General features: G+C 37.1%; 30 protein-coding genes and 2 pseudogenes. 25 read left to right on the top strand and 7 right to left on the bottom strand.

Going from position 1 to position 23389, the window contains the following annotated elements:
* The first annotated feature begins 15 nt into the window (after positions 1–15).
* The gene (gene mutL / locus AOX59_RS02730; RefSeq protein WP_068448103.1) at positions 16–1881 is read left to right on the top strand and encodes a DNA mismatch repair endonuclease MutL; all 1866 of its coding nucleotides are present in this window, start codon (positions 16–18) and stop codon (positions 1879–1881) included.
* Positions 1882–1964: 83 nt separating this feature from the next.
* Here the strand turns inward: mutL and AOX59_RS02735 are convergent, their stop codons facing one another.
* The 3 genes from AOX59_RS02735 to AOX59_RS02745 all read right to left on the bottom strand — a co-directional run bounded on the left by AOX59_RS02735 (position 1965) and on the right by AOX59_RS02745 (position 4475).
* Entirely contained in the window at positions 1965–3116 is a 1152-nt protein-coding gene (locus AOX59_RS02735) for a site-specific integrase (protein ID WP_068441479.1), read from the bottom strand.
* 68 nt (positions 3117–3184) lie between these two features.
* Positions 3185–3844, bottom strand: coding sequence for an ImmA/IrrE family metallo-endopeptidase (locus tag AOX59_RS02740; RefSeq protein WP_068441482.1), 660 nt, complete (start codon positions 3842–3844; stop codon positions 3185–3187).
* A gap of 220 nt (positions 3845–4064) precedes the next feature.
* The gene (locus AOX59_RS02745) at positions 4065–4475 is read right to left on the bottom strand and encodes a helix-turn-helix domain-containing protein (protein WP_237049356.1); all 411 of its coding nucleotides are present in this window, start codon (positions 4473–4475) and stop codon (positions 4065–4067) included.
* Between the two features lie 140 nt (positions 4476–4615).
* On the opposite strand from AOX59_RS02745, the gene AOX59_RS02750 reads away from it, so the two are divergent.
* The 10 genes from AOX59_RS02750 (at position 4616) to AOX59_RS02790 (ending at position 8832) form a co-directional block, all read left to right on the top strand.
* A complete protein-coding gene (locus AOX59_RS02750) occupies positions 4616–4840 on the top strand; it encodes a helix-turn-helix transcriptional regulator (RefSeq protein WP_068441489.1) in 225 nt (74 codons plus the stop codon).
* Positions 4841–4858: 18 nt separating this feature from the next.
* On the top strand, positions 4859–5176 hold the full coding sequence (locus AOX59_RS02755; protein ID WP_068441492.1) for a hypothetical protein: 318 nt from the start codon (positions 4859–4861) through the stop codon (positions 5174–5176).
* Positions 5177–5243: 67 nt separating this feature from the next.
* Positions 5244–5759: a helix-turn-helix transcriptional regulator gene (locus tag AOX59_RS02760; protein ID WP_068441495.1), complete on the top strand. Its 516-nt coding sequence runs from the start codon at positions 5244–5246 to the stop codon at positions 5757–5759.
* Between the two features lie 57 nt (positions 5760–5816).
* Complete coding sequence (locus AOX59_RS02765) at positions 5817–6575, top strand: phage replisome organizer N-terminal domain-containing protein (protein ID WP_237049357.1); 759 nt, start codon at positions 5817–5819, stop codon at positions 6573–6575.
* An 11-nt stretch (positions 6576–6586) separates the two neighbouring features.
* Positions 6587–7366: an ATP-binding protein gene (locus tag AOX59_RS02770; protein ID WP_068441502.1), complete on the top strand. Its 780-nt coding sequence runs from the start codon at positions 6587–6589 to the stop codon at positions 7364–7366.
* 1 nt (position 7367) lies between these two features.
* Entirely contained in the window at positions 7368–7550 is a 183-nt protein-coding gene (locus AOX59_RS02775; RefSeq protein WP_068441505.1) for a hypothetical protein, read from the top strand.
* A 100-nt stretch (positions 7551–7650) separates the two neighbouring features.
* Positions 7651–7872, top strand: a complete 222-nt coding sequence (locus AOX59_RS02780; RefSeq protein WP_068441508.1) for a hypothetical protein — start codon at positions 7651–7653, stop codon at positions 7870–7872.
* On the top strand, positions 7865–8122 hold the full coding sequence (locus AOX59_RS02785) for a hypothetical protein (protein ID WP_068441511.1): 258 nt from the start codon (positions 7865–7867) through the stop codon (positions 8120–8122). The genes AOX59_RS02780 and AOX59_RS02785 overlap by 8 nt, the downstream gene beginning before the upstream one ends.
* 2 nt (positions 8123–8124) lie before the next feature.
* Positions 8125–8295, top strand: a complete 171-nt coding sequence (locus AOX59_RS19475; RefSeq protein ID WP_156418617.1) for a hypothetical protein — start codon at positions 8125–8127, stop codon at positions 8293–8295.
* A gap of 30 nt (positions 8296–8325) precedes the next feature.
* On the top strand, positions 8326–8832 hold the full coding sequence (locus tag AOX59_RS02790) for an ArpU family phage packaging/lysis transcriptional regulator (protein WP_237049358.1): 507 nt from the start codon (positions 8326–8328) through the stop codon (positions 8830–8832).
* A gap of 443 nt (positions 8833–9275) precedes the next feature.
* Here AOX59_RS02790 and istB read toward each other — a convergent pair whose 3' ends face one another.
* Both istB and istA read right to left on the bottom strand, forming a co-directional pair.
* On the bottom strand, positions 9276–10043 hold the full coding sequence (gene istB / locus AOX59_RS02800) for an IS21-like element helper ATPase IstB (RefSeq protein ID WP_068441521.1): 768 nt from the start codon (positions 10041–10043) through the stop codon (positions 9276–9278).
* Between the two features lies 1 nt (position 10044).
* The gene (istA, locus tag AOX59_RS02805; RefSeq protein ID WP_068441524.1) at positions 10045–11598 is read right to left on the bottom strand and encodes an IS21 family transposase; all 1554 of its coding nucleotides are present in this window, start codon (positions 11596–11598) and stop codon (positions 10045–10047) included.
* A 146-nt stretch (positions 11599–11744) separates the two neighbouring features.
* Between istA and AOX59_RS02810 the strand changes: the two genes are divergently transcribed.
* The 3 genes from AOX59_RS02810 (at position 11745) to AOX59_RS02835 (ending at position 13683) form a co-directional block, all read left to right on the top strand.
* Entirely contained in the window at positions 11745–12014 is a 270-nt protein-coding gene (locus AOX59_RS02810) for a hypothetical protein (RefSeq protein ID WP_411712019.1), read from the top strand.
* A 160-nt stretch (positions 12015–12174) separates the two neighbouring features.
* Complete coding sequence (locus AOX59_RS02815; protein WP_068441527.1) at positions 12175–12396, top strand: TIGR04104 family putative zinc finger protein; 222 nt, start codon at positions 12175–12177, stop codon at positions 12394–12396.
* 1062 nt (positions 12397–13458) lie between these two features.
* On the top strand, positions 13459–13683 hold the full coding sequence (locus AOX59_RS02835; RefSeq protein ID WP_237049359.1) for a hypothetical protein: 225 nt from the start codon (positions 13459–13461) through the stop codon (positions 13681–13683).
* Between the two features lie 503 nt (positions 13684–14186).
* On the opposite strand, the gene AOX59_RS02840 is transcribed toward AOX59_RS02835, so the two are convergent.
* The gene (locus tag AOX59_RS02840) at positions 14187–14855 is read right to left on the bottom strand and encodes a hypothetical protein (protein ID WP_068441544.1); all 669 of its coding nucleotides are present in this window, start codon (positions 14853–14855) and stop codon (positions 14187–14189) included.
* A 62-nt stretch (positions 14856–14917) separates the two neighbouring features.
* Entirely contained in the window at positions 14918–15127 is a 210-nt protein-coding gene (locus AOX59_RS02845; RefSeq protein WP_068441547.1) for a hypothetical protein, read from the bottom strand.
* A 503-nt stretch (positions 15128–15630) separates the two neighbouring features.
* Between AOX59_RS02845 and AOX59_RS02850 the strand changes: the two genes are divergently transcribed.
* The 11 genes and pseudogenes from AOX59_RS02850 (at position 15631) to AOX59_RS02900 (ending at position 23387) form a co-directional block, all read left to right on the top strand.
* Positions 15631–16512, top strand: coding sequence for an alpha/beta fold hydrolase (locus AOX59_RS02850; RefSeq protein WP_068441550.1), 882 nt, complete (start codon positions 15631–15633; stop codon positions 16510–16512).
* Positions 16513–16733: 221 nt separating this feature from the next.
* Positions 16734–18653, top strand: a pseudogene (asnB, locus tag AOX59_RS02855) (asparagine synthase (glutamine-hydrolyzing)).
* Between the two features lie 293 nt (positions 18654–18946).
* The gene (locus tag AOX59_RS02860) at positions 18947–19168 is read left to right on the top strand and encodes a hypothetical protein (RefSeq protein ID WP_068441553.1); all 222 of its coding nucleotides are present in this window, start codon (positions 18947–18949) and stop codon (positions 19166–19168) included.
* Positions 19149–19469: a YbjQ family protein gene (locus AOX59_RS02865; protein ID WP_068441555.1), complete on the top strand. Its 321-nt coding sequence runs from the start codon at positions 19149–19151 to the stop codon at positions 19467–19469. The genes AOX59_RS02860 and AOX59_RS02865 overlap by 20 nt, the downstream gene beginning before the upstream one ends.
* Positions 19470–19600: 131 nt before the next feature.
* The gene (locus AOX59_RS02870) at positions 19601–19870 is read left to right on the top strand and encodes a YesK family protein (RefSeq protein WP_237049360.1); all 270 of its coding nucleotides are present in this window, start codon (positions 19601–19603) and stop codon (positions 19868–19870) included.
* Positions 19871–20201: 331 nt separating this feature from the next.
* The gene (locus AOX59_RS02875) at positions 20202–20519 is read left to right on the top strand and encodes a hypothetical protein (protein ID WP_068441558.1); all 318 of its coding nucleotides are present in this window, start codon (positions 20202–20204) and stop codon (positions 20517–20519) included.
* A 686-nt stretch (positions 20520–21205) separates the two neighbouring features.
* Positions 21206–21571 carry a YhjD family protein gene (locus AOX59_RS02880; RefSeq protein ID WP_068441562.1) on the top strand — a complete coding sequence of 122 codons (366 nt, stop codon included), beginning with the start codon at positions 21206–21208 and terminating at the stop codon, positions 21569–21571.
* A 423-nt stretch (positions 21572–21994) separates the two neighbouring features.
* On the top strand, positions 21995–22297 hold the full coding sequence (locus AOX59_RS02885; protein WP_068441566.1) for a hypothetical protein: 303 nt from the start codon (positions 21995–21997) through the stop codon (positions 22295–22297).
* A 5-nt stretch (positions 22298–22302) separates the two neighbouring features.
* A pseudogene (locus AOX59_RS02890) lies at positions 22303–22535 on the top strand (pilin).
* 14 nt (positions 22536–22549) lie between these two features.
* Positions 22550–22735: a hypothetical protein gene (locus tag AOX59_RS02895; RefSeq protein ID WP_068441569.1), complete on the top strand. Its 186-nt coding sequence runs from the start codon at positions 22550–22552 to the stop codon at positions 22733–22735.
* Positions 22736–22787: 52 nt separating this feature from the next.
* Entirely contained in the window at positions 22788–23387 is a 600-nt protein-coding gene (locus AOX59_RS02900; protein WP_068441572.1) for a hypothetical protein, read from the top strand.
* The last annotated feature ends 2 nt before the right edge of the window (positions 23388–23389 follow it).

Below are 23389 nucleotides of genomic sequence, written 5' to 3' on the forward strand. Positions count from 1 at the left end.
GAAAGGACTGTTTTCATGGGAATCTTTCAAATGCCAGATGGACTTGCCAACAAAATAGCTGCGGGAGAAGTTGTTGAACGCCCGGCTTCCGTTGTTAAGGAACTGATAGAAAACAGTATTGATGCAGGCAGTACATGGATAAAAATGGAAGTTGAAGAAGCGGGATTAAAGCGAATAAAAGTGACTGATAATGGCCATGGCATGCCTGAAGATGATGCCGAACGCGCCTTTTTGCGCCATGCCACAAGCAAAATCCAAAACGAGACTGATTTATTCCGTGTGAATACATTGGGATTCCGTGGAGAAGCACTGGCAAGTATCGCAGCTGTAAGCAGATTGACAGTTAAAACATCCTTGGGAGAAAGTGCAGGCACATATTTGACCATTGAAGGCGGTGACGTAACTGCCCGGGAAAAAAGTGATGCACGACAAGGCACTGAAATCATTGTTGAAGATTTATTTTTCAACACACCGGCGCGTTTAAAATATATGAAAACGATCCACACTGAGCTGGGGCATATCACGGATCTCTTAAACCGTCTCGCTTTATCTCATCCGGAAATTCGGTTTGAGGCAATTCATAACGGCAAATCTCTGTTCAAGACGGCCGGAACCGGTGATCTGCTTCAAGTTATCAGTCAGGTTTATGGTATGAGTGTCGCAAGAAAAATGCTGCAGGTTAAGCATGAAACGCTGGATTTTTCCATTGAAGGGTATATCGCGAAACCAGAAGTCACAAGAGCTTCACGAAATTATATTTCGACGATTGTGAATGGAAGGTTTATAAAAAGTATGCAGTTGGCACAAGCCATAAACAGAGGTTACCATACACTATTGCCGATAGGTCGCTCTCCCATCGTTGTTTTAAAAATAGACATGGATCCTATATTAGTTGATGTGAATGTTCATCCAACCAAGCTGGAAGTTCGTTTCAGCAAGGATAAAGCATTATTTGAGGCAATTGAAAATACTATCCGTGACGCATTTAAACGAACGTCTCTGATACCTGAGATGGAACAGAAATATTCTGGCAAAAAAAATGAAAGTGTTCAGGGCAACCTGCAGTTTGGCGAAGCAGAGCAAAAGTCATCCACACGGATGGACCATACGCCACAAGTGCACCTGACACAGGTAAATGAAAACACCCCTGATATCGGCCATAATGGGCTATCTCCGGAGTCTGATCAGAAAAGGAGCAGAGATTACCCGATACAACAAACTGAGAACCCGGCTTATGACTCATTTGAAATGCCGGTAACTGATTACGATTCACAAACTGAAATCGAAAATCCGGGGGAACGTGTGCCTGTCATGTATCCGATTGGTCAGCTTCAAGGGACCTACATTTTAGCGCAGAATGAAAATGGCTTTTATATGGTTGATCAACATGCAGCACAAGAAAGGATAAAATTTGAACGATTCAGGAAAAAACTGGGCCAGACAGAAAATGAGCTGCAGGAGTTATTGATCCCATTAACATTTGATTTTTCCAAACAGGAATCGATTTTTATTGATCATCATGGTCAGGAGCTTGAAAAAGTTGGTCTGTTTTTTGAACCATTCGGCAATCAGACGTATATCATCCGCTCTCATCCGAACTGGTTTCCGAAAGGCTTTGAAGAAGAAGTAATCAGGGAAATGATTGAACAAATCATGAAGGATGAAAAAGTTGATGTCGAAAGAATCAGAGAAGATGCGGCTGCCCTCATGTCATGCAAACGGTCAATAAAAGCCAACCATCATTTGAATAACGATGATATGTTCACGTTGCTGCAAGCCCTGCGGAAATGCTCCGATCCTTTCACATGTCCGCACGGGCGTCCGGTTATCGTTCACTTTTCTTCCTATGAATTGGAAAAGATGTTTAAGCGGGTCATGTAATTAATTAAGCGCCGAAACCCTAATACGAAAGGGGATAGGCGCGTTTTTTAATCAGTATGACCACAATATGACCACAATCCTTGCTAAATGTCATTTTTGAAGGCATCTTCAAATCGGTTTGCTGAATCTTTTTGCATATTTGGGGTTACATGACTATATTTATCCATGGTCGTTTGGATATTGGTATGACCAAGACGCTCTGACACTATTTTTGGATGCTCACCCAGTTTCAGCATAATTGTTGCGTGTGTATGTCTTAAGTCATGAAATCGGATTCGCTTTGTTCCGGCCTTTTTGACATCGTATAGAAATAGCTTATGCACTGTATTTGGATTTAATGGTGATCCTGCAGAAGGGCTAATAATAAAATGAGAATCACTTAAATGGCTTCCGGTCAATAACATATTCTCCTTTTGATATGTCTGGTATTTCTGAAGTTCACTTAAAACCTCATCTGAAATGGATATAGACCGGATGGAATGCAATGTTTTAGGTTCGTGAGTAACAGTGCCTTTACCCGGAACATAATATAATGATCTTGATATGCTTATTGTACTATTTTTAAAATTAACATCAGACCATTTTAACCCAAGTAGTTCACCGCGTCTCATGCCGGTAAAAATGGCTAAAAAATAGAGCATGTATTTATGCCGCTTGGCATTTTCTTTAGTATAATCTAGAAAGGCTTTACACTCATCAACACTCCATGTGTCCATTTGTTTCCGCTTCCGAGATGGGGGAGAAACTTTTAATACTGGATTATTCTTAATGTACCCCCACGTTACGGCAGCATCTAATGAGTGTTTCATTATAGTGTGTAGATAGTTTATATATTCTGGAGTAATACCTTCTTCTGATAACTCATTATAATATTTGAGAAGCATTGGTGGTTTTATTTCTTTGATTCGGATAAATCCAAACTTTGGAATTATCCTTGAATATATGGCACTGGTATATCCTTTGTAGGTAGACTGCCTAACGTTTTGTTTTGCATAAACCTCAAGCCATTCGGTCAAAAAGTCGTTTAAAGTTATTTTATTTTCTTCGATGTATTCATCAGTGTCTAACTCCTGAATAATTTTAGTGGCCGCCAATTCAGCTTCTTTTGATGTGTTGAAGCCTCTTCTCGTAATTTGTTTTCTTTTTCCAGTTGAAGGATCTATTCCTCTGTCAATCGTAAATGCCCATGTATATCCTTTTTTATTTTTTGCCTTTACTTTTCGATAGTATGCCATAACTTACGCCTCCAAAAAATATATATCTTCAAGTATAAATCAACCTACTGTAGTAAATATTTTTGAAATTACCATTGGCTAATATCTTCTTTATATTTTATCTGAGCAATTATGTCTTGAATTTCATCATCGGTAGCACCATTCTTTTTAAATTCTTCAATAAGTTCTTTGAAATCGGGTTGCTCATAAAAGGGCAAATCACCGTATATATCAATTTCACCAGGGCTATAATCTTCTGTAGATTCATTGCCTTTTAAAAGTTCCTCAAAAAATAGCTCTCCGGTTATCTGTCTTTCATAGTGCAAGAGACGTTCATCCGCAAAGTCATGAGTAACGCCAAATCTTTCAGCAATCAAGTTTACAGCCTGATTTCGGTACTTAGGCATACTGAGTTCTAAAAGCATAAATGTTGGTACTGTGAAGTGCAGCGCAAAATTTCTTGCTTTAGCTTCTTGCATATGGCGAAAATCCTCCGGCATACCTAATTGGACACCAACATGTTGTAGCACATGACCTAATTCGTGTGTAAAAACTTCACGCTGCTTGCATTTATTTTGAAGGGGATCAATGAAAATGATCCCATCCGCTGATAGCGGTATCTTTTGATAACAGATGCTGATACCTAATCTTGTAGCAATGTCTTCTATCGAATGTTTAGGTTCCTTAATCCCAATTCTCCAGTATAGTTTTTGAATGGAATCTTCTAATGGAGTAGTGATGTACTTCAAACTATCCCCCCTTCATGGATTAGAACGTATGTTCTGTTTAATTGTATTATAAATGGTGTACAAATAGATGTACACCATTTACATAATTTTTTATGAATTCACCCGATTATCTTTACAGATTAATCTGTAGTAAGCAGGGCGTTTAATATTTCCATGTTATTAATATCTTGTATATTTAAAAAGCACATCAGTGTCATATGGTGTGCGTTCATGAGTGATATTATTGCTTATCCTCTTTCTTTTTACGTTGCCTAGCCTTATATAGCGTATATTCAAGGTGATGTCTAATGTCTTCAACATCCTCTGGGCTAAGGTTTTTCAAATCATCTATATTGTGGAAGAATAAATCCTCGATCTCAAGGTCTTCAACAATTTCCTTAATAGCAGCTAGAGAGTCGAAGTCATCGTAACCTTTTTTTTGATCGCTATCTCCTAATAGAAAAGGGCGGGAAACTCCAAAGAAATCTGCAATTTGTTGCAGAGTATCATAATCAGGCTTTCGCTCATTTCTCTCGTACATTCCGATTGAACTTTTACTCATATTTAATTTTTCGGCTAACTCTTCTTGTTTTAAACCCATCTCACGACGAAGTTCTCTGATGCGCGGACCGACTATCTTTTTCATCATCATCACCTATTTAGATTTTAACACAAATCGTGTTAATAAATATCATAATTCACAAAATGTGTTTAATGTGTTTACAAACTACAAAACGTGTCCTATAATGGATTCACCAGGACACAAAAAGTGGTTTAAAGGGAGGTGCACTGATGAATAAAAAAATTATTGCAAAACGATTAAAAGACTTCCGTGGCGGCAAAAACCGGGAAAATGTAGCTGAATTGCTAGGAATAAGTATTTCGGCTTTACAAATGTATGAGACTGCACAACGTATTCCACAAGATGATATAAAATTAAAAATCGCAAAACTATATGGAGTGTCAGTTCAAGAAATATTTTTTAGTGAACAGGAATACAATATGTGTCCTAAGTAATATCTGGGAGGTAATCTAATGTTTCAATTTCAAATAGACGAAAACACCATGGACCAAATCGCTGATAATATTGCAACTCAGGCATTTGAAAAATTCAGCAAAAAAATTGATGGCTATATGAACTTGCCAGTTGTGCTTAACCGAGAGCAACTCAAGGACGTTCTAGATATTAAGAACAATAAGGTATCGGAGCTATTAAACAGGGAAGATTTCCCTGTGTTGCGTGATACCGGTCGTCCCAAAATCCCATCGAAGCAGCTTCTTGTTTGGATTGACCAGAATACTGAATGGGTCGGAGTAAACACAGGTCAAAATTCTATATTCAAAGTCGGTTGATTCTAACATACTACGATTCTAGTTTGTATAAATTTAATAAATTACTATAAAAGAGGAGATTTTGAAGATGAAAGTTGGAAACTCATTAAAAGAATTAAGGGGGAGGAAAGGCCTATCACAAGAAAATATGGCCAAAGACATCTTTATCAGTCAGCAGCTTTACTCAGGTTTAGAATCTAACAAAACCAGTATGAGTGAAGATTTGGTTAGGGACAGCGTTCATAATTACAATGATGCCAAATACGGCTTTGAAATAGCACGTCAGACAGCAAGGGATTACATAACTCCCATTGCAGACAGTGGAAAGGCAATAGAATGGCATCGGTTAGCTTTGGCAGAGTTTTTTATTAACGAATCTGCAGAGGCCATTGAATATTTTAAAAAAGTAAGTCTGGTTAAATCACCAGAATTTGTTGATGATACTGAACTGACTCAGGTTAAGGAAGGTGTTAAAGAATTACTGGATGTGCAACTAATTGTCAATTCATTATTATCTTGTCTCGAGCAAGAATACAACATTTCGATTCAGGTTTGTATGAAAAGTCGAATGCCAACATGGCGAGATAAGGAGTGGATTAGATGATTACAAAAAGGGGAGAGGATAATGCAAGATCTGAAATGGATTAAATTAGATATATCGATGTTTGAAGATGAAAAAATAAAACTGATAGAGCAGATGCCAGAGGCAGATACTATTTTGGTTATTTGGGTGAAATTACTGGCACAAGCAGGCAAAACCAATGCAAATGGCTATATTTATCTAAATGAAAATATTCCATACACGGAAGAAATGCTTGCTACGATATTTGATAGGCCAGTAAATACTGTACGGCTTGCATTAAAGACTTTACGTGAATTTGGCATGATTCACATTGACGAAGATTCCTTTATTCACATTGCAAATTGGGAAAAACACCAAAATGTTGAAGGGATGGATAGAGTGAAGCAGCAGAATAAATTAAGAAAGCAAAGGCAAAGGGAGCGTGAGAAGGCTAAACAAATTGAACAAAAACCCAAAAATGTGACGTCACGTGACAATCACGCAACAGAACAAGAACAAGAGAGAAGAAAGAAGAAAGAAGACAAAGAACAAGAACAACAACAGACGTCAGCAATCCTTCAATTTTGGGATGGTAACGGATTCGGGTTGAATAATATTCAGGGAAAAAACCAGTTGTTGTCGTGGTTGGACGATTCATCATTTAAGCAACCTGAAAAAATGATACTCAAGGCTATGGAGATAGCATGTGCCAATAATAAAAGACAGTTGAATTACATTGAGGGGATTCTCCGAAACTGGGAAAACCAATCGCTATTGACACTGGAAGAAATCGAGGACAGCAAAAAAGAACATAAGAAACAAGCTGCTGCGAATGATGGTTATAATTATGGATTTTAGGGGGCTTCCTGATGGAAAGTGTTAAACAGCATATAAAGAGTCCAGAACAAAAACGACTTCAAACGTTTATGTGTGATGGTTGCCATCAGCATGTGTCGCAAACATTATTGATCATCCCTTCAGGACCACGTGAAGGGGAGCAAGTCATAGCAAATTACGGATGCAGATGTGAAGATATCAAACTGGCAAAGGCAGCTGAACAAAAATATATTCAGCTCAAACATCGTAAGCTGATGGCCAGCTTTAATTATTATTCGCTGATAAATGACTCGCTGAAAGAAGCAACATTCGATAACTTTGATTCACTCGACAGCAACTTAAAGCGGGCTAAAGAAAAGGCATTGGCGTATAGCCATTCATTTGATCGCAAACAGAATCTTTTATTGACAGGCGATTATGGAACAGGCAAAAGTCATCTTTCGGTTTCGATAACGAAAGCGTTGATGAAAAGAGACTATGAATGCTTGTTTCTCTCACTTCCAAAACTGCTTACTAAAATTAAGGGGACCTATAATACAAAAGGCGTCACAGAAGATGAGCTGCTAAACGTTATTCAACGTGTGGACTTATTAGTGCTGGACGATATTGGGGCGGAACAACAAACAGAATGGTCTACGTCTAAACTTTTCGAGATACTGGATGATCGCTCAGGTAAAGCAACCGTTTATACGACCAATTTAAGCAGTGATGACCTTAAAGAACGGGTCAATGAACGGAATTTCTCAAGAATGATGGACAATACAAACGTTATCGTTATGAATGGTTCAGATTACAGAAGGAGGAATTTTTGAGATGTGGAATGGTATGAAAAGCGTGATGGTGTTTGACCCGAAGGATAGCCAAGTGGAGACTGACAGGAAATGGCGGGAATGGATGCAACATAAAAGCTCCGTTGGTGACAAATATGTACCAACGGCAGCTGAAACAAGAAAATACCTTAATGAACTGGAAAACAGAAAACAACGATACGCCTAAATATCAAACTTTCTGATGTCCATTAAGATATCTTCAATTATACCATGGTTAGCTCATATGTGAAATCGTCAAATAAATAGCCTAATCGAGGAGGGCTAAGATGCAAGTCATTAACAAACGTGATGAAGGAAAGACCGTGATTGAAGCTGGATATTCTGAAGCCCATCTTATTTCCGAGGCATTAACTATGTATCGTTTATGGTTGGAGACGTTGCATGGAAGGAACAGCGAGGAAGAAATGCTGATAGGGGCGTTAAGGCATACAATCATGAATCCAACGGTGGAACGTGTAACGAAATGGAAGGAAAATCACGATGAGTGACTACACAATCCAGCAATTAAACGTTTATGAATACCTGGGAAAAGCGTGTGATCCTTTATTTAATGCGATTTGCCATATGCGACAAGGTTCTTCTAAGTATATTCCAGAAATTAAAGTGACGCTCATAAAAAATCGACATGGCCTGTACGAAATGGCCTCTGAATCTAACCATGAATGCTATTCAAATAAAGAAGATTTATATGAGTGTGTCAGTGAGATTTTAAATTATAGCTCATTAAGGGGGATTTAATCGTGTCTCAAATTGTTCAAGCATACATGAAACAGGAATGGGATTATTATGATATGAACCTGGCTAAAGCTTTAGAAGCTGTCGAACAAGATGATTTGGAACATGCCTCAATTTATTTTCAACGAATAGCATGGGTGATGCATACATTGGCTAAGCATCATCCTGCTAATTGAAGAAAGCCGGGGTTGAAATCAATATCTAAGATGTCAGAAAGGGTGAATCGCTTTATGCAGTTCAGCTCGGATGTTGAGAACATGTTCACGCAAGAGGAAATTGAAGACATTTTAAAGGATGAACAGAATTTCTATATTGAACATGCGGAAAAAAACTGGCTAAACCGGTATTTTAAAGTTAAAGCCATGGCAAACGAAACACAAGTACCGAGCATTGTTTCTTCCATATCGGATATGCCACATGGATCCAGCAATTTCAAAAAGAGCAAGACTGAAATGTATGCCATAAAAGCAATACAAGTATCAGAATGGTTGGAAATGCTGCATTCAGCCATTCAATCTTTAAGTTCAATTGAACAAGAGTTGATTGAATTAAAGTATTTGCGAAAACGAAATGATGGATCAAGGTATAGTGATGAAATTATTTATCCCCAACTATATATTGGAAGAAAAAAATACTACAAAATGAAAAGAGAAGCATTAGATATATTGGGGCGCAAACTGTATGGGGTTTTTTCTGAAAGAGGACAATCTTAATGATTACTTTTGTTCATACAGTTAAGAAAACGCTATTCGCTATGCTGCTTATATTTTTGTTTATTGCTTTTTCAGTTTTCTGTGGTATTGTGTTTTTGTCTCTTTTTCAGTGGTTTATGCACACTGACTTTTATTTAAACATTGTCAACTCACCTGAATTTTGGTTGTGGGTGTTAGGAATTCCATTTGTCATTCTCCTTCTTATTTTTTGCACAAGGATTTAACATGAGCCAACTGATCAACAAATTTGATTTGATCCATGATAATTCAATTTTAGAAATAAATTTAAAATGAAGTTGCGAAGATTTTCCCCTTTGAGATATGATTATCTTAAGGGGTTTTTCTATGGAAAAAACTCTGATGGACTATTCAATTAACGGGCCAGATTGTTGAACAAGGTTCTTGATTGTAACCGTCAAGTAGTTTTGAACACTTTTTGCTCATTAATTTTGAACACTTTTCGCCGGAAACAAAGACTCTCGATATTTTATTCTATGGCTTTCCCCCTCAAAGTGAATAATCTCCGAGCGATGGAGGAGGCGATCTAAGATCGCCGTGGTGATTCCCTGATCTCCAAGTAATCCTCCCCATGCTTCTGGGCCTTTATTAGATGTCAGTATGATAGAACTTCGTTCATACAGATGATTAATAAGGTGAAAAAACAAATTGGCTTCGTTTTGATCCATAGCCATATACATAAGATCGTCTATTATGACGAGATCGGCCTCTCTAATGCGTTTCATTTTAAGCTGTGATTTCCGTAGGAATTCTTCCGTTTTTAATAGAGGTACTAGTTCTCCCATGGATATAAACGATACACGCTGACCTTTATAGATGGCTTCTAATCCTAATCCTATTGCTATATGTGTTTTTCCCACCCCTGGTGGCCCTAAAAATATGAGATTAAATGACTCTTCAAGCCAATTTAGTTCCTGTAGCTGCCTTAATTGTCGCTCACTAAGCGATGGCAGTTCTTGAATGTCAAAGTCATCTAGCGTTTTTTGATAAGGAAACTTTGCCCACTTCAGATGTTTTTCTATTGTTTTTTCTTCACGTCGTTTTTCTTCATACGTAAGTAATTCACGTAGAAATTCTTGATAGGTCCATGAATGGGTTTCTGCTTTCCTTAAAAAACTTGGTAATGCTTTTGATGTCTCTGACAGTCTTAAATTCTTAAGCTGCTGTTGTAAATTTTCCACTGAGTATTCCAACCTATACCCCTCCTAAAATCTTAAGATAGTCGTCCAGTTCTCTTAACGATGCTCTTTCTTGGTAATGAATGGTGGACGTCTCTATAGTCGGAATATCAGATAGTAGAGCTCTATTTTCATACTCTTTCTTTTTTGAGAGATGTTTTACGACGTCATGAAAGTCATTGGCGCTCCATAAAGCTTGTTCAATACAAATATTCAAAGCTGGTTGAATAAACGGCTGGAAATCCTTAGCTGCCCGTTGTACAATTTGCAGCTGATCTCGTATATACCTGGGATATCGCTCATAAATTGCTTCCAGGAATAATTGTATTTTATCCTGATCATCAAAAGAAGCTTTTACGGTATCCATATAGGCTTTAATGCCTTTTGATCTATCCCTGAAATGATTGTTGTTCTTGACCAGTTGCCCTTTTCCTAAGGAAAGGGGATGAGTCGCTATCGGTGCACCTCCAGGTGTCTTTTCAATAATAAGCTTGTTTTCTGCAGTTCTAAGATAAACAGTATTATCACCATGAGGTTGATACGTTCCAAGTGGAACGGAATAACGGTTCGATTGATATTTAATAATGTTGTCCTTATGCACAGTCCTTGTTATACTTAACCTATGGTTACTCTCGAAAGAGAGTGGAGAAGAGACTTTTCGTAAGTGTGGCTTTTCTAGGGCAAACACTTCGACAGGTCTCTTTTTTATTGTATTGTGCACTTGATAATTACCTTTTCTTTTAAGCCATGCCAGACATTGCTCATTCCAGGTCTCTATTTGGTGGAAGATACGATTCTTGGCGAAGTTTTGTTTAATGAATTTCACCACATTTTCAACCTTCCCTTTAGATTCAGGGTCTGCTGCTCTACATAAATAAACGGAAAATCCTCTCTGTTGTTTATAAGACTGAAACGCTTCTGTGTATATAATATCGCCTCCATTTTCACTTACCGTCATTAATTTATCCTGGTCATATACAATTTCCTCAGGCATACCGTCATAATACTCAAATGCATTTTCATGGCTGCGTAAAACATCATGCGTCGTAAAAGGGCGATCCTGCCACTCAGAATATTTGTAACGAGAGTGGGATAGGACAAAGGCAACGACGTATAGCTTCTTCCATTTCCCCTCAAACGTCGGGACTTTTATTTCTCCAAAATCAACTTGTAGTTGTTGACCTTTCGGTAATTCCTCCAATGCCTCATAACGACGGAACGTAAAGGTTTTGGGTATGTGATGTTTTTCGCGCAGTTCTCTGACGTAAGTTCGGACGGTACTATCACCTACATCCGTAAAAGAACAACGTTCTTCTAACCAATCCGAAATCTGTGAAGCTGATAAATCCGGGTGTTCTTTTAACCACCCCAGGATATGGTCCTGGTAAGGATCCAGTTTTCGCTTTCTTGTTCTCAACACATCCACCCACCTACAAGCTTCTTCAAAGTCTTTTTCTAAATACTCATAAACAGTCGTTCTCGATAAGTTGCACTTTCTAGCGATGGCTGAAATTTTAAAACCCTGTCTTTTTAATTGATGCACTTGCACTATCACTTCTAATTTAAACACCTTCTCGTTCCCCCATAACTTCAGTTATTTTATACTTAGTTTAACTGAAATTGGGATTATTTTGGGGCAGAAAGTGTTCAATTCTATCGAGCAAAAACTGTCCATTTTAGTTTAGCAGTTACATGATCTAAAGGGGGGTTGTAATTTTGCATAAGAAAAAAGCAAAGAATATATTGGGCGTGTTGTCAATATTAACTGTGTTAATAAATATCATTTTTTTCTTTATAGTAAGAGGTCCTGATATAAATTTTATTTCGGTAATAATCGTGTTTACAATACTTTCTATGCTTGGAATTATTTTTGCTATAATATCTAAAAAAATGTGGTTTGTTATAATAGGAATTCTGTTGAATAGCGCAGTGTTAGTATTTGCTTATTTTCTTTTACTCGGAGCAGTAGGAATTAGCGAACCATAAGAAATTATTCAAAAAGCGGGCGCACTTGCGGAATAAAGTACAGCGTCCAAATTGCCATTGTAGGGCGCTTTTCCCTAATAAGGGTTAGCGCCACAATCGCATAGCATATAAGGGCCAGTTTGTGAAATACTTCTTCAAAGAAAAATAGGAGGGGGATTTTATGGCACGTTGTACTAACTGTAATTACAAGTGGAAAGTTAAAGAGATTTTGTCGCTCGGATTTTCAAAGAATGGGAAGAATTGTCCTAATTGTGGTCATAGACAATACATTTCGATTGGAACACAAAAATTATTTACACTAGGGTATTTAAGTCTTATATTTGTTCCCTTTCTGCTTTTTCGTATTAAATTAAGTGATAAGGATGAACGACTTTTTGAATAATATCGATTGCATAAGTATTCCAGAAAAAGGCGCAGTTGTTGAAGAAGCACTGTGCCTGAATCGGGCATATTGTTCGGAGAATGCACTCTTCTCAGATTGACTGAGGTGAATAAATGTTAAAACATATTTTATTTTTCTTATCAATGTTAGTTTTTTCATTGATACTGAATCTCACACTTTCTTTTTATGATCAGGATATATTGGAAATAATAGGTCTCTCATTCGCTGCCACATTTTTTAATTGGTTTTTTAATTTGCCAACATCTAAAGAAAACAAATCGGTTGAAGACTGATCATTTTTTTAAAACAAACGGGCGCTTATCAGGAATAAAAATGCGTTCGTTATTCGTTCATTGAGACAAATTGCGTAATGAAATCCAAAGAAGGTGAACATTTATGATATGGTTGATTTTATTAATATTAATTCTTGGCATCTTTCTTGTCATCAAAAGTAAAACAAGAGGTTATAAGATTCTTGGCTATGTTTTAATAAGTTGCATATTAATTTTTACAGTAATTGTTATTTCAAATATGGGCGTGAAAACAGATGAAAACATTACTGAGGAACCATCAATAAATTCAGATAACTAAGTACATTTTTATTGATATATTCAGGGAGGGTTTGATCCTTTTTACACTATACTATAAAAGGGCGCGCTAATCGAATAGTGCGTCTTTCTGAAACGGGCTATATTGTTGAACAAGGATACAAAGGGGAGTATTGAATGTCAAAGTATTTCAAAGGGAAATTTTTGAGACTAAGAATTATTCTTACTGTTATACTCCTAAGCATAATAACACTATCTCTGTACGGATTAATTTCTAACACATTAAATTCATTTTTTATGGGAGTAGCTCTTATTGTATTTTTTATTGCGGAGAGTAATTTGAGAAAAAATGAACCACATTACTAATCAATCGGGCGCTTTCTTTGAAAAGAGCGCCCATTTTCATTGACTAAATAAGAAACAGTTTTTCGAATTAAAGAATTACGATAGAATAGGAAATAAGGACAATGAGAAAGGGGAGGCATACATGGTACCCATATCGATAGAAGCTTTTGTGAATAAGCATTGCAAAAATAATCCTGAAGAAAATCCTAATCAGTTAAGAAAGGATCTGAAACAGGCAGTTAAAGATAAGAAAAATGGAGAAACTTGTTTCAACTGTGGTCAGGAAATCTGGGCGATAGGCAGTGCGGTTGCTTACCAAAGCTGTTTTTCGTGTTTAACAGGGGAAGCAGATTCCTCAGAAGACTATGAAATCAACGAGGTGTGTTGGTCATAGATAAGATTTATTTTAGCGGATATTCATTAATCGGGCGCAGTTGTGGAATAAGCACTGTGCCTGAATAGAGCCATTTTGTTGCATAAGGTATACAGTGATAGGGTTACTTGAGGTGATTAATGTGAACTTAAAAAGGTTTCTACCAGCTACTTTATCAGGGTATCTTTTTACGATTTTGATGGTGTATCCTGTTTTTTGATTACTTTTCTTTAGGGTTAAGGACTTATCATTGGAGCCATTTTATTTGCAATTATCACAGCATCAGCATTATTAAGAAAACGTAAGCTAAGCTGGAGGGTGTTGGGAGCCAATTATAAACGCAAAAACGCTCAGAATGTGTCTGAGCGTTTTTGTTTGCTATTTATATTGTTGATTTGCAGGTGAAATTGAAACCAGTTAGTGCGTTTTTTACCTCGCTAATATCATTTTTCTCCCCTGGAACTAAACCCTTAATATAAAATGGGTGTTTTATTATTTTTGTAAAATTTACTACGATTGATGTATCAAAGACCCATTCTAAGTTTGCTATAAGTATTCTCGGTTGTTATATAACCTGAGTAATCGTGATATTTATAAAAAGCGTTACTACGCTTTATATATTTCCAAATATTTTCTCTATAACGATATTGATCTTCTATCCAATAAACCTTAGGTAACTGTAAGTTTATATAAGCGGTTGCTGCGGAAATAAGAGCACTAGAAGCTTTTCCGGCACCAAGGGCAGATGCAATTACACCAGCAAGAACGCCGACTGAAGCATAAACTTGGTCTAAGCTCATATGTCTAGTTCCGTAATATCTATACCTCGAACCGCCGCCAGGGTCTTGATAAGAGAAAGTGCCAACTTTCGGAGTCTCCGATTTAACTGTTTGCTCGTTGACAATTTTACCGGTTTTTTTGTCCTTAACTGTTATGGTTCCATTTTTGTTGGTAATCTTGTATTCTCTTTCACCATCAGAAGCAATATAGAAAGAATTGCCGTTTTTTGTTTTCGACTCCAAAATTTCCCCATTACTCAATTGGTATTTTTTGTAGTTTGTGGTTTCTTTTACAGTTTTAACTGTCACTTTGCTATTTTCTTGTTTACTCGCAGATGAGGCGTTAATCACCGATGTCGGGATTGTGCCAAGTATCAAAGTTACAATTAAAAATAATGAGAAAATGCGTCTCATTATTCCCCTCCTAGAAAATTTTTCTGAGTGAATTTTAACAAATGTTATTTTTTTCATCAAATTTAATCTTTTTTAGGGAACAGGAATGACAGGGCCAAAAAGACTAAGCCTATAGTGACACCTAATGGGTCATACCCGTGATAAACCAACTGAGACATTTTTTGGGTCACACCGGTAAAACTTAAAATCAGCTTTGAAATAAGTGTAAGCATTATAATACCGAAACCTATATATTGGAAAAGATCCCGTTTGTTTAATCTGTTTTTTTTCATACGGTCCCACTCCTTTTTCTATGAGATGAATATCGTAAACAATTATGTCATAATTACGTCGTTTATTCAGTGTTTTGTCGGAAAAATGGTATTTTTTAACTAATTTAATTTGTGAGTTTGGTAAATTGGTGCTAATTTCAAAAAATATATTTATTTTGATTTCATCTATTATATTATAAGCAAAAAGAGAATAGAATTTTCCTTATATTTTCTCTTTTTACTGTTTCGGCATTCATCGCCCACCTAAAACACTGATGCGTTTTTGAAAAGGGGGTCTTCTGCCGTCAAAAGATAAAAATAATAAAACCCCCAGAAGTTGTTTTTTTAAAACCCTTTTTGGAGGCTAACCAGTTTCTGAGTTTTTAGAAGGTGCGGATTCATTATGTTAGAATATTTGTATACAACAAACGGGCGCGGGAACGGAATAAGCGCCACCTTTTGCTTATAAGGGCCATTTAATGGCATAACAATTGCTACCAAGAACGTATTTAAGGGGTGGGGTATTGGAGAAAATTATTGGTACATATGCAGTAGATAATCAAACTATCGAATATTCAATCATAGGAAAAGAAGGTGTACCAGTTCTAGTCATGCATGGTGGTCATTCCAGTTGTTATGAGGAATTTGGATATTGTTCACTCATAGAGAATGGATTCAAAATCATTACACCGTCAAGGGCAGGGTATGGGAAAACTTCAAAGGAAATTGGAGAAAGTTTATCTAAGGCCTGCGATTACTATGTAGGGCTTTTAAATCATTTAGGCATTGAAAAAATACATCTTATTGCTGTTTCAGCTGGTGGACCAAGTGGTCTTTATTTTGCTTCTCATTACCCAGAAAAAGTCAAAACATTAACGTTACAAAGTGCTGTTACAAAAGAGTGGCACACGCCTAAAGACAAAATATATAAAATAGCACAGATTCTGTTTCGTCCTTCTATGGAAAGAATTACTTGGAAACTCATTTCAAGCATGAGCAATCTTTTCCCTGAGTTTATGTTTAAACAAATGACACCTTCGTTTAGTAAGCTTCCGTATAAACAAATAAAAGAAAAGATGGCAGACGAAGATGTTGATGAAATCAGACGGATGAACAATCGCCAACGGTCAGGGTACGGATTTTTAATTGATTTATCGCAAACAAAGGAGATCACTATAAAGGATTTGGAAGCTATATCTTGCCCCACCCTCATCCAACACAGCAAACATGATGAAGCAGTTCCATTGGAACATGCTTATTATGCACATCAGCAAATTTCAGATTCGAGGTTATGCTTACTTGATACATGGGGGCATCTTATATGGCTTGGTCAAGGGTCAAAGGAGGTAAATAAAAAACTTATAGAATTCCTGTTATATTATTCAAAACCATTCAAAAATACTTAACAGGATCTTCTGCAATCGGGCGCCATTCTTGAATAAAAGATTGGCGCCCGTGTCATATATAAGAGCCAGATTGTTGAATAATCACTTGATCTGAGACCTGTCATTTGGGCGTCTTAATAAATTCAGTGTAATAGTTTGAGTAGGATTTACAGTAATAGTTAAATCGTTTAAAATGTTAAGAAGTTGTAAACAAATTGTAATAAAAATCGAGGGGATAAACAATGTGTGGTTTTGTCGGTCAAATTAAAAATATTGCTTCAGATTTCTTTAGTGATTACAGGGACTGGAGAGAAGAGATACATCACCGAGGCCCTGATGACCAAGGAACCTATATAGATGAATACGTTCAGTTCGATTTTCACCGTTTAAGTATTCTCGATCTTAAACACGGCCATCAGCCGATGAGTGATAAAAGTGGTCGTTATATAATGGTTTTTAACGGAGAAATATATAATTTTATCGAGTTGAGAATGGAATTGGAAGAAGCAGGTGTAACTTTCGATACGGGGTCGGATACGGAAGTCCTCCTAGAGCTTTATGCTCTTGAAAAAGAAAGAGCCGTTCATCGGCTACGCGGGATGTTTGCCTTTGTAATTTGGGACAAGCAGGAGAAAAGATTGTTTTCGGCCAGGGATCATTTCAGTATTAAACCTCTATACTTCAATGAAACTGAAGAAGGGATGGCTTTTGCATCAGAAGAAAAAAGCCTGTTTCAACCAGGCACAAGAACGCTTGATTCTCATTCGCTGCAAAACTATTTCACTTTTCAATACGTACCGGGCGAACGATGTTTATTGGAGGGCATGCAACAGTTAAAGCCTGGCCATTATTTGATCAAAGAACCAGGAAAATCCCCGCTGACCTATGAATATCATCACTTACATTTTCAACCTGATTCGAGTAAATCATTTGAGGAATATGTTCAACAAACAAGAGATGTATTAGAAGACTCTGTTCAAAAGCATATGCGTAGTGACGTCCCTGTCGGTGCCTTCTTATCCGGAGGGATTGATTCAACCAGTATCGTGGCCCTGGCCAAGCAACATCATCCCAACATCCAAACATTCACCGTTGGATTTGAACGCGATGGCTATAGTGAAATCGACTTGGCACAAGTAACAGCGGATCAACTGGGTGTTGAAAATATTCATAAGGTGATCACACCGGAAGAAGTGATTCAAGAACTACCAAACATCATCTGGCATATGGACGATCCAGTGGCCGATCCTGCGGCAATCCCAAACTATTTTGTGTCCAAAGAAGCAAGTAAGTATGTGAAAGTGGTTTTGTCTGGAGAAGGTGCAGATGAGTTATTCGCCGGATATAATATTTATCGAGAACCTCTGGCGTTAAAGGGTTTTGATTATTTACCAGGTTTTTTAAAGCGAGCTCTCCATCATCTTGCTCGAATTTTCCCGGAAGGCATGAAAGGGAAAAGCTTCTTGCTACGTGGAACGACATCATTGTCTGAACGATATGTCGGCAATGCCAAGATTTTTGATGAACAAGAAAAGCAAGCGCTACTATTGGATTATAACAAAGATTTCGTGACGAGAGAGCACTGTATCAAGAAGTCGCTCACTGTGATCCAACCACCCAGATGCAATATATTGATCTTCACACATGGCTCCACGGGGATATTTTAACGATAGCCGATCGCATGACGATGGCACATTCTTTGGAATTACGTGTACCATTTCTGGATAAAGAAGTGTTTAAAGTAGCCAGCAAATTGCCAATGGATACGAAAATATCAAATGGAACAACTAAATATGTCCTCAGACAAGCTGTGAGAGATTTGATTCCGGAACCTGTAACGAACCGAAAAAAATTAGGGTTTCCTGTTCCCATTCGCCATTGGTTAAAAAATGAACTTTATGAATGGGCGACTCAGTTGATTAGAAATAGTCCAGTTGATGATATTTTCAACAAAAAGAAATATGGAAACTTCTTGATCACATGTACGGGGAAAGCATGATCATAGCCGTAAGATTTGGACGACGATACTTGTTTTTATGGTTTGGCATCATATGTATATGGAGCAGCCGTCAAGTGTACCAGGCTATGAAACATCTTTTGCAAAGAATCTTCCACGAAATCGAGAACAGAATCACTCCGTCCGTGTACCTGTACATGGATAATGTTCACTTTGGCAATGTCTTAAACAAACGGGCGCTTTTCCCTAATAAGAGGGGCGTCCTTTTTTCCGTATGAGGGTCAGATTGTGGAATAAACTAATTAGTATTCTGAAACTTTTTTATTTATTAATCGTACGGTTATAAAAAGTATTATTTAAATGGAGGCAGATATAATGCGCTTCAAAGGACCGGTATTAAAGTTCGTTGTATTAATTATTGCTATTATTGCTTTTATTGGCTGGGCTTTTTGGGCTGGGAATTTTAATAAAAAGCTTGTCTGAAAAGAGGAGAATCTTATGATTCGGTTTGGAGTTTTTTTGATACCAACGGCTATTACAATATTTATTTTGTCAAATGTAATATCCTTTTTTATAATTAATGTCAAAGTTAGTCTTATTCTTTTTATAAGTTCTATTGCGATTGGAGTTTTAGGTCTTCTTTTAATTTTTATTGGTGTGGTGAGAGACAGAATTAAAGAAAAAAGGGGGGAAGACCAAGATGATCTTAGTAAATACTGAAACTGTCCCAGGGTACGATATTACGGAAGTAAACGGAATGGTTCGAGGTAACATTGTTCAAGCAAAAAATATTGGGAAAGATCTTATTTCTGGTTTCAGAAATGTCGTGGGTGGAGAAATGAAAGAATATACAGAAATGCTGACGGAATCCAGACAAAAGGCTACACAGCAAATGGTTCAAGAAGCGGAAAAGTTAGGAGCCGATGCAGTAGTTAATGTTCGTTTTATGACATCACAGGTTGCCAGTGGAGCTGCAGAACTTTTGGTATATGGAACAGCAGTTAATATTCAAAAGAGATAAATCGATTGAATATTTTTCCTTATTAACAGCTAACACAATGGGTAATAATTAAGTTGTTTTATATTCCGTAATAGGGCGCTAATCAGGAGTAATTATTAGGCGCCTAAACTTAAACATTAGGGGGTTTACCGGTGCTTTCAGGACCTTTGTTAATGTCTCTTATACCAGGGGTTGTTATACTATTGGTTACGTGGTGGTTCAAGAAAATGAACTTTTCTTTATTTGTGCGAATAATACCGGGAGTCTTAACAGTTATAGCTGCAATTATTCTGTTTTACATTGGTTTTGTAAATATTAGAGGATTCGAAGGTGCCGCCTACGGAATTCTGGCTTTCTTTTTAGTTATTTTTGCAATTATTTCGTTTTTATTAGCCAAAAAAAAAGATGTTAAAGCAAGTTAAAGGTGATTTATAAAATTGTTAAACAAAAGGGCGCCATTCCGGAATAGAGAAAAGCGTCCAATTTACCATTGTAGAGCCATATTGCAAAATAAGGGAGAGGATAATATGGGGATATCAAGTTTTAGTATAATAGGTTCTGTGATCACAATTGTAGCCTTGATTTTAGTACTTTATTTATTGCGTAAGTTGGTACTTTTTATTAGAAAATGATTTCCATAATCGGGCGCAATTGTATAAAAGTCATAAGCCTTAATCAAGTACTTGTTATAGTTGATTTTTTATCCTCCATTGCTTATAATGGGAACAAACGTTCTTTGTAGGAGGGTTATAAATGAAGATTAAAGATGTAACTGCTAACTGTCAAAATGAAGTAAAAATGGTTAAAATATTTTCGCCTGATGAATCACCAAAGATAAAGGTTTATGATAGTGGATCAATACATTTTTTACACGAAGTCGGCAATAATAGACAGGTTCTCAGCATTTCCTGTAAGCGAGGACGCGTAACGGAAAAAGAATGGCTATTTGGTATTAGGGAAATAATGAAGTTGGAACTTGAAGGAGTTGAAATTGAAATTAAACCTAGCGGGGTCGTATTTATTCGTGAAAAAGATGAATCAACCCCCAGAACGGCAGACTGTTATCACTAAACATGAATCAGAAAATTTGTTAAATCGCCTTCCTCGGAGTATCCAAACTTTTCTAAGTGATTATAAAGTGAACCTTCAAGGTAACAACTAACAATATTAGGATTCGCAAAAAGAAACCTTCCAGAAATACGAAGGGCATTTTTGTGGCATAAATTATGGATGCTTAGAAACAACTTTATTGTCACTAACCTTGGTTATGATATTAAGGTTCGAATTAAATGCAGGCAACCACTTTTTGAAACAGCCGCATTTTTCAACTGGGGAATGCGGCTTCATACTTTTCAAAACAAATACCTTAATTGTCACTGATCATCATAATTGATATGTTACAATGTGTTTAACAATGGACTGGCTTCATATGAGGGGTGGCGCACTGATTCACCTTCTTTGGATACTTCCAAGAGGGGGGTGCTGCCTATGGACACAAACGTTTTAATGCTGATGGTTTCTTTCGGCATGTTAATAGCGTTTATCATGTCCGACCATAGAAAATAACCCCTCATATGCTTGGCAGGCGTAAGGGGTTTATTCTTTCTACTGCGCCGCCCCTCTTAATGGGGTTCGGTCTATTGTACCGTAGGCGTTGGAGCGTCTACGGTTTTTATTATTGTATGATCTTTCATGTATAGTATACCCGATTATTTCTAAAATGAAAAGAAATATTGATGTTCATTAGAGGTGATTTTATGGATGCTCAAATTAATAAACTTGTCCATCAGTTTATTTTACTTCCGCTTGCTATTAGAGTGTTACAACACGATAGAAAGAACTTTTCGGATTTTAAAATGCGTAATGTATATCAGGGCAAGATAGATTCATCCATTACGCAATTACAGCAAGATTTATCTTCCACTAAAAAGCTTATGTACACGCAATATCATATAGACGTAAAACAAATCGCACAATGTTCTTATAGATGGTCTAGCAGGCATGATACAGGTGTAATAACGTATACGCCTGGTGAGTTAAAAGAAATGACAAGGAAGGTTATAGAAGTTTATTTATATGGTCGTAAATCAACAGATTTTGAACGTCGAGATGAAGGATGGTAAAGCTCTGTATCACAAAAAGCTTTACTTTTTCTCGAATAACCTTGAACAAAATATCCTTTTTTCTTTCGCAATGCTCGCTTCAGCTTTAACTCTTGTTCCTTGCTACATTTCATTCATGGTATCTAATGGGAAGGTGAAGAGACTTTTGCCTGGATTAATGTGGTGATTTACAACATTTTTCAAAGTAAAAATGCGGCTTTACACTGCTAAAAATAAACGATTTTGATTGTATCTAACAATAACTTTACGTAAAAGGTAAACAAAATGGATACAAAATAGGGTACAAAAAAGATACAAAATGGGTGACAAAATTTCATAAAAACGGTGTTAAATTATTAGTATCAGGAAGTTTATAACTTCCCATTAACCCTTTTCTTTAACGGAAAAGGGTTTTTATTTTGGTCAGATAAGGAGGTGTAAATTTTGTCTAATAATGAATTTGGAAAAGCAATGGATAAGAATCAGGACAAAGACGTTAAGCAGGACGATAAGACGACCACTAAAGATGCTGCTGAAACAACAAAGAAAGAATCATCATCAAAAAGAAATCGTAGGCCCGTAAAACCTGAAGGATTCAAGAAATTTGAAGCACTGGCAAAAGGCATTATCGAAGCTGACGGGTCTTCCTATTATGCGTGGCTTCATGAGCGACACCAAGACATCATCTTGAATTTTAATGTATCGAACCAGAAACAGATCACGAATGTTGCGAAGAAAGGAGAGTGAGATACATGCAGGACGCGATTCAAACCATACAAAATATCACAGATGGGATTAAGCCAATTGCACCAGTCTTAGCCGGACTGGTGCTGGTTGTCATTGGATTGTTGTGGACGTTTGCCAAAGATCCGCAGAAAAAAAAATGTACACGGGGTGGATGGTCAACGTTGCAATTGGCTTTGGCATTGTTTATTTGGCTGCCAGTCTTGTTTCTTGGCTAGGCGGCCGTGTTGTTGGATTTTAAGGAGGTGAAGCATTGTGAGTGCTGAATACAAATATTTTATAAGCTATCTTTATGAAGATGGCGGCGGCAATGTTGATATAACATTAGCGGAACCGATTCAATCGATAGATGATATTCGTGGTGTCGAAAAAGCAATCAGTGATGAATTTAATCTGGGCGATTCTGTCACTATCCAAAACTTCATACAGTTAAACCATTAATCAGACGGGCTTTCCAACGTATGGAAGCCTTTTTTTATTGAGGAGGTTGAACATGCCAGATACACAAGATTTTGAAACAGAATTGGCAAATAAGTACGCTGACTTTCTGTCGGCAAAGGAAAAGGAAATGCTGAATCCTGATCAAGAAGGACTCAAGTGGAAGCGACAGAAGCTGGAATCCCTGTATCAAGATACAGTTCTGAAATCGAAATATCCGAAGGAAAAGCTTCAAACAATCGAAGATGCGGTGCAAAAAGAACATGATGACGGGGTGAATCAATCAGAGCAGTTTAAGCAGGCTTATAAACAAAATGTGCTGGAAAAACTGCAGCCTACAAAGGAAGCAACCCATTTTAAGAATGCTTATAAGCAACAAGTGCTGGAAGCTTTAGCTAAACAACCGGATGAAAAGGAAGCGTCACCTGAAGATGTTCAAAAAAGAGAACAAGAGATGGCGGCATTTGAAGAAAAACATGGTTATGAGAAAGTCTATGAGCTCAAACGAGAGGTGTTGGATGACATAAAAGATATGGACTTAACGCCGGTACAAAAGGAGAAGTTAAGTCAGATTGAAAAGGATCTGGAAAACGAAAAGGAGATGAAACTTGGGAAGAAACAAAGCAAGACACATGAACAAGAAATGGACATGTAGGG

The sequence above is a fragment of the Lentibacillus amyloliquefaciens genome (genome assembly GCF_001307805.1).
Taxonomy (GTDB): Bacteria; Bacillota; Bacilli; order Bacillales; family Amphibacillaceae; genus Lentibacillus; species Lentibacillus amyloliquefaciens.

Excerpts from the sequence above, each read along its gene's own strand:
- AOX59_RS02900 (WP_068441572.1), top strand. The coding sequence starts at position 22,788 with ATGCCAGATACACAAGATTTTGAAACAGAATTGGCAAATAAGTACGCT.
- mutL (WP_068448103.1), top strand. The coding sequence starts at position 16 with ATGGGAATCTTTCAAATGCCAGATGGACTTGCCAACAAAATAGCTGCG.
- AOX59_RS02760 (WP_068441495.1), top strand. The coding sequence starts at position 5,244 with ATGAAAGTTGGAAACTCATTAAAAGAATTAAGGGGGAGGAAAGGCCTA.
- AOX59_RS02765 (WP_237049357.1), top strand. The coding sequence starts at position 5,817 with ATGTTTGAAGATGAAAAAATAAAACTGATAGAGCAGATGCCAGAGGCA.
- AOX59_RS02745 (WP_237049356.1), bottom strand. The coding sequence starts at position 4,475 with ATGATGATGAAAAAGATAGTCGGTCCGCGCATCAGAGAACTTCGTCGT.
- AOX59_RS02770 (WP_068441502.1), top strand. The coding sequence starts at position 6,587 with ATGGAAAGTGTTAAACAGCATATAAAGAGTCCAGAACAAAAACGACTT.
- AOX59_RS02880 (WP_068441562.1), top strand. The coding sequence starts at position 21,206 with ATGGATGCTCAAATTAATAAACTTGTCCATCAGTTTATTTTACTTCCG.
- AOX59_RS02780 (WP_068441508.1), top strand. The coding sequence starts at position 7,651 with ATGCAAGTCATTAACAAACGTGATGAAGGAAAGACCGTGATTGAAGCT.
- AOX59_RS02865 (WP_068441555.1), top strand. The coding sequence starts at position 19,149 with ATGATCTTAGTAAATACTGAAACTGTCCCAGGGTACGATATTACGGAA.
- AOX59_RS02860 (WP_068441553.1), top strand. The coding sequence starts at position 18,947 with ATGATTCGGTTTGGAGTTTTTTTGATACCAACGGCTATTACAATATTT.
- AOX59_RS02845 (WP_068441547.1), bottom strand. The coding sequence starts at position 15,127 with ATGAAAAAAAACAGATTAAACAAACGGGATCTTTTCCAATATATAGGT.
- AOX59_RS02755 (WP_068441492.1), top strand. The coding sequence starts at position 4,859 with ATGTTTCAATTTCAAATAGACGAAAACACCATGGACCAAATCGCTGAT.
- AOX59_RS02785 (WP_068441511.1), top strand. The coding sequence starts at position 7,865 with ATGAGTGACTACACAATCCAGCAATTAAACGTTTATGAATACCTGGGA.
- AOX59_RS02775 (WP_068441505.1), top strand. The coding sequence starts at position 7,368 with ATGTGGAATGGTATGAAAAGCGTGATGGTGTTTGACCCGAAGGATAGC.
- AOX59_RS02840 (WP_068441544.1), bottom strand. The coding sequence starts at position 14,855 with ATGAGACGCATTTTCTCATTATTTTTAATTGTAACTTTGATACTTGGC.
- AOX59_RS02875 (WP_068441558.1), top strand. The coding sequence starts at position 20,202 with ATGAAGATTAAAGATGTAACTGCTAACTGTCAAAATGAAGTAAAAATG.
- AOX59_RS02790 (WP_237049358.1), top strand. The coding sequence starts at position 8,326 with ATGTCAGAAAGGGTGAATCGCTTTATGCAGTTCAGCTCGGATGTTGAG.
- AOX59_RS02735 (WP_068441479.1), bottom strand. The coding sequence starts at position 3,116 with ATGGCATACTATCGAAAAGTAAAGGCAAAAAATAAAAAAGGATATACA.
- AOX59_RS02750 (WP_068441489.1), top strand. The coding sequence starts at position 4,616 with ATGAATAAAAAAATTATTGCAAAACGATTAAAAGACTTCCGTGGCGGC.
- AOX59_RS02815 (WP_068441527.1), top strand. The coding sequence starts at position 12,175 with ATGGCACGTTGTACTAACTGTAATTACAAGTGGAAAGTTAAAGAGATT.